Annotated in this window: 3 protein-coding genes; all 3 read right to left on the reverse strand. The window is 29.2% G+C overall.

Annotation, left to right across the window (positions count from 1 at the left end; genetic code table 11):
• Window positions 1–110 precede the first annotated feature (110 nt).
• Window positions 111–1,646: a hypothetical protein gene (locus ACH2BO_RS13045; RefSeq protein ID WP_395045169.1), complete on the reverse strand. Its 1,536-nt coding sequence runs from the start codon at window positions 1,644–1,646 to the stop codon at window positions 111–113.
• A gap of 166 nt (window positions 1,647–1,812) precedes the next feature.
• The gene (locus ACH2BO_RS13050) at window positions 1,813–2,769 is read right to left on the reverse strand and encodes an alpha/beta hydrolase (protein WP_395045170.1); all 957 of its coding nucleotides are present in this window, start codon (window positions 2,767–2,769) and stop codon (window positions 1,813–1,815) included.
• A 40-nt stretch (window positions 2,770–2,809) separates the two neighbouring features.
• Window positions 2,810–3,712 (reverse strand): alpha/beta hydrolase, encoded by a 903-nt coding sequence (locus ACH2BO_RS13055; protein ID WP_395045171.1) that lies wholly within the window; start codon window positions 3,710–3,712, stop codon window positions 2,810–2,812.
• Window positions 3,713–3,864: the final 152 nt, after the last annotated feature.

The following is a 3,864-nucleotide window of genomic DNA, read 5'->3' on the forward strand; positions in this document are numbered from 1 at the left end:
TAAATCACTTTCTCCTCGCAAGACTAAATTTGTTTTTCCTACTCAAAAATAGTGAAAATAAATCAAATTTTATTTGTTTTTAAGCACAGTTCTTTGTTAACTGCTGGCTATTATTCTTTTTTATATTTCATTAAAAATAAATTTGCATCTTGCATTTCTTTCAATTCTTCATCGGTAAATTTACTTCCAATTTTGTCATAATACTTTTCATTAAACTCATTGAAGTTTTCCACTTCGTTAAAATTTAATAGCCATTCTTCAAATTCTTGAATACTAAATATCAATAAATCTGAATAATGTGAGATTACCTCTGGAAATCTTGATACAACGATATATTTATGATTTTTTGGAATATCATATTCAATATGATAATCTTTCAAATGTTTTACTCTACGCAAAACTTTCTTTTCCCAAGCATTTTGTAAATACTTTAAATGCTCATTTGTCTTTGTTACATCTTTAAAATAAATATCCATTGGTAAAGCGTGATTTTTAGCTTCAACAAGTAAATATTCGCCACTTTTATGTCTAAATAATATGTCAATATCTCCAATTTGATTTTTACCTTCGTACAAATCTAATTCTCTACTAATTTCTTCGTAATCAAATTTTGTTGCAATTGCCAAAATTTTATCTAAAAAAAATGAAGATTGTCTCGCAATGTATTCTGCTTTAATATTTGTTGCTTCAATTAAAGAATAATGTATGTTTGTAAATAAGCTATCTAATATTAATTCTGGAGAAATAATTAAAGTATCTTTTTTTGCAATGAATGGTTGACGAGTGATTTGATGATGCTTTAATTCTTTTGGATTGAAATTTTCATAATCTAATGTCAATTTATTCAATACTTGCTCAAATTTTTTGTCTAAAGATTCTAAAAAAAATGATTTACTTGTTACATAACATTTTGCAAAATTTATAAATGTGCTAAATGTATTTACATCTACATTTCCATTTTCAAGTATGTCAAATTGTTTCTCATTTTTTAAGATTTTAGCAGTGACGTCATCTATTGTTTTATTTATAAAATAAATAAAATCTGTTAATGAAACTCCCATCTCTTGAGTAAATAAGTCATCGAAAGAAGAGTATTCTTCTGCGAAATTTTTCAAAAGATTATCTTTATCTTTTTTGGAGTTTTTCTTAATATTATTGTCCTCATCAATTCGTATATAATAATCAAATAATTTTTTAACATTTTCGTCTGTTTTAACATTGGACATATCGATTTTCACATAACGATTTCTTTCACCCGAAACTTCTACATTAAATAATTTTACTAACGATTCTGATTCGTATTTTGAGTTTATTAAGGTAGTTTGTTTTATTAAAAATTGAACTAATTTCAAATTAAAGTATGGTTCATTATCTTTTGTTGTGACAATATTCCAATTTCCAAATTTTGCACTTAAAGAAATCAAGTATTTTAATGATTCTTCAATTGTGTTACTGTAAACACTTAAAACATTTGGATTTGCTTTTTTTGCATTTGGGAAATGTTGCAATAATCTAATCCAATGTAATTGATAAATAAAATATAGCAATTCTAAAAAATTACAATTTTTAGTTATTTCGCAAAGATTTTCAATGTCCTTATTTACTTCAATTGTTAGTTTCTCTAATGCTTTTTCTCTATCCGTCATTTTTTTTTAGCTTGCAGTTAACGTTCCGCCGCTTGGCGAGGTTGCGAACTTCGTAACCGTTTATTTTCCATTAAAGATAAAATTTCTTGCGGAACGCAAACGTGAATTTACCACAAAATTCGCAATCTTGCCAAACGGCTGTTAGCGGTTCGGCTTTCTTTTTTTTTTAATTATTGGATGTCATTTTTATAGTTTTAAACCACCTTTCAACCAAATTTTCCCAATCTGCAATTGGTAATTCACTCCAATTAGGATTGTCAAGAATTGTTCTGTTTAAACCAAAGGCATGTCCGCCTTCAGCGTAAACGTGATATTCGGCGTGTACTTTTGCCTTTTGAAGAGCCATAAAATAAACTAAAGAGTTTTCTATTGGGTCAATTGGGTCATTTCCTGCTTGTAAAATGAATGTAGGTGGTGTATTGTTGTCAACAGGAATTTTTTTGTTTAATTCGTATGGGTTGCCTGAATGGTTAGTCATATGTCCTGGAAAAAAAACAATTCCAAAATCTGGTCGGCAACCTACATTATCTATTTCATCAGTTTTAGAATATACTTTTTTTCTATAGTTTGTGCTTATATCAGCAACTAAATGTCCACCTGCCGAAAATCCCATTACTCCAATTTTATTTGGGTCAATATTATACTCTTTTGCTTTTGAACGAATTAATCGCATTGCTCTTTGAGCGTCTTGTAACGCAAGCGGTTTTATTGGGTCTTTTTCACAATGGCAACCTTTGTAATAATGTGGACCTGAATCAGGAACTCTATACTTTAGTAATATTCCTGTAACGCCAATAGAAGCTAACCATTCACAAATTTCAGAACCCTCTAATTCAACAGCAACTTTCGTATATCCACCACCGGGCATTACGATAACTGCTGCACCACTATTTTCATTTTTTGGCGAAAATATTTTTATTGTTGGTTTGGAAACATTTTTTGCAATACCATTAACTATTGTTTCTTCTCCTGTTACTAGTAAAGAGTCTGGAATGCCATTTGCCCAAATGGGAATTTCATCACTTACGTTAAATGATTTAGTAGTTTTTGTGCCAATTTTTGTATTGACTTGGGATGATTGCTTTTTTTGGTTACACGAAAAAATAGTTATACCAATAATCATTAAAATTATTTTTGAGATAGTCAGTTTCATTTTATTATTATTAGTTAGTTATTAGAAAATCTGCCAATGATTTAATGTCTGTAGAACAATGACCACCATATACAGGATGCCAATGTGTTCTTATTCCCTTTGACTTAGCAATATTTGCAAGAGCCTCTGTTCCTTCATAATTACCAAACTTATCATATAAGCCACACGACAAATATAATTCAGGGTAACTTATATTATTTTTATTTATTAAATCTATAGGTGAAATTGCTTTATATTCTTCTTGATTTGTAACATACTTTTTTGACCATAAGTATATACCATATGCTATTTTTGGGTCTGCACCAGTTCGTTGTAACCCTTTTTTTATTTTGTCGAAATCTGAAAATGGCGAATCTAAATATACACCAGGACAAAGTGATGCAATTTTTGAAAATAATTCAGGATGATTTAGACCTAAAATCAATACGTTTAGTCCGCCCATAGATTCACCAAGTAAAATTCTATTTCTTGGTTTACCTATTTTAGATTCAATTATTGGTAATTTAGATACAAAATCATTCAATAATCCGCTTTCTGGTCTTGATGTTTTTGGTGTTAATAACCATTGAGAGCCATAAGATACTAAAACTACTGTTGGCGGTTTAATATTTGCTTTTTGCCAATGAGATTGTATCATTGAAGTGTAATAAGTATCATCATTCCAAATTGCATCATCTAAATTTCTTCCGTGAAAATGATATAAAACATCTTCATTAACTCCTGACTTTGCTTTGTATATTGTAAAACTTAACTTTCCTTGAGTGTACTTTTCTGATTTGGACGGTATAAAACTTACTTTTTGAACTCCATAAGGACTTGTGATTTTTTGCCAAATAACATATAAAATCAATATTAAAATTAGAGAGACAACAAAAAATCTTATTTTTCTAAGAGAAATAGTTACTGATTTCATAATTCATTAGTTCTTGTTTTATTTCATTGTTTCTGCGTCATCGCTCAAGCTGACCGCTAACGTCTTGCGGCTTTGCTCAGTGGCTTGAAATTCAAGACTGAACATTACAAATATAGAAATTAGATTGGAGTTAACAGCGTTTTTTCGCAAGA

Source organism: Flavobacterium sp., assembly GCF_043773265.1.
Lineage (GTDB): Bacteria > Bacteroidota > Bacteroidia > Flavobacteriales > Flavobacteriaceae > Flavobacterium.

Bases quoted from the DNA above. Each gene is read 5' to 3' on its own strand.
- ACH2BO_RS13045 (WP_395045169.1), bottom strand. From the start codon at position 1,646: ATGACGGATAGAGAAAAAGCATTAGAGAAACTAACAATTGAAGTAAAT.
- ACH2BO_RS13050 (WP_395045170.1), bottom strand. From the start codon at position 2,769: ATGATTATTGGTATAACTATTTTTTCGTGTAACCAAAAAAAGCAATCA.
- ACH2BO_RS13055 (WP_395045171.1), bottom strand. From the start codon at position 3,712: ATGAAATCAGTAACTATTTCTCTTAGAAAAATAAGATTTTTTGTTGTC.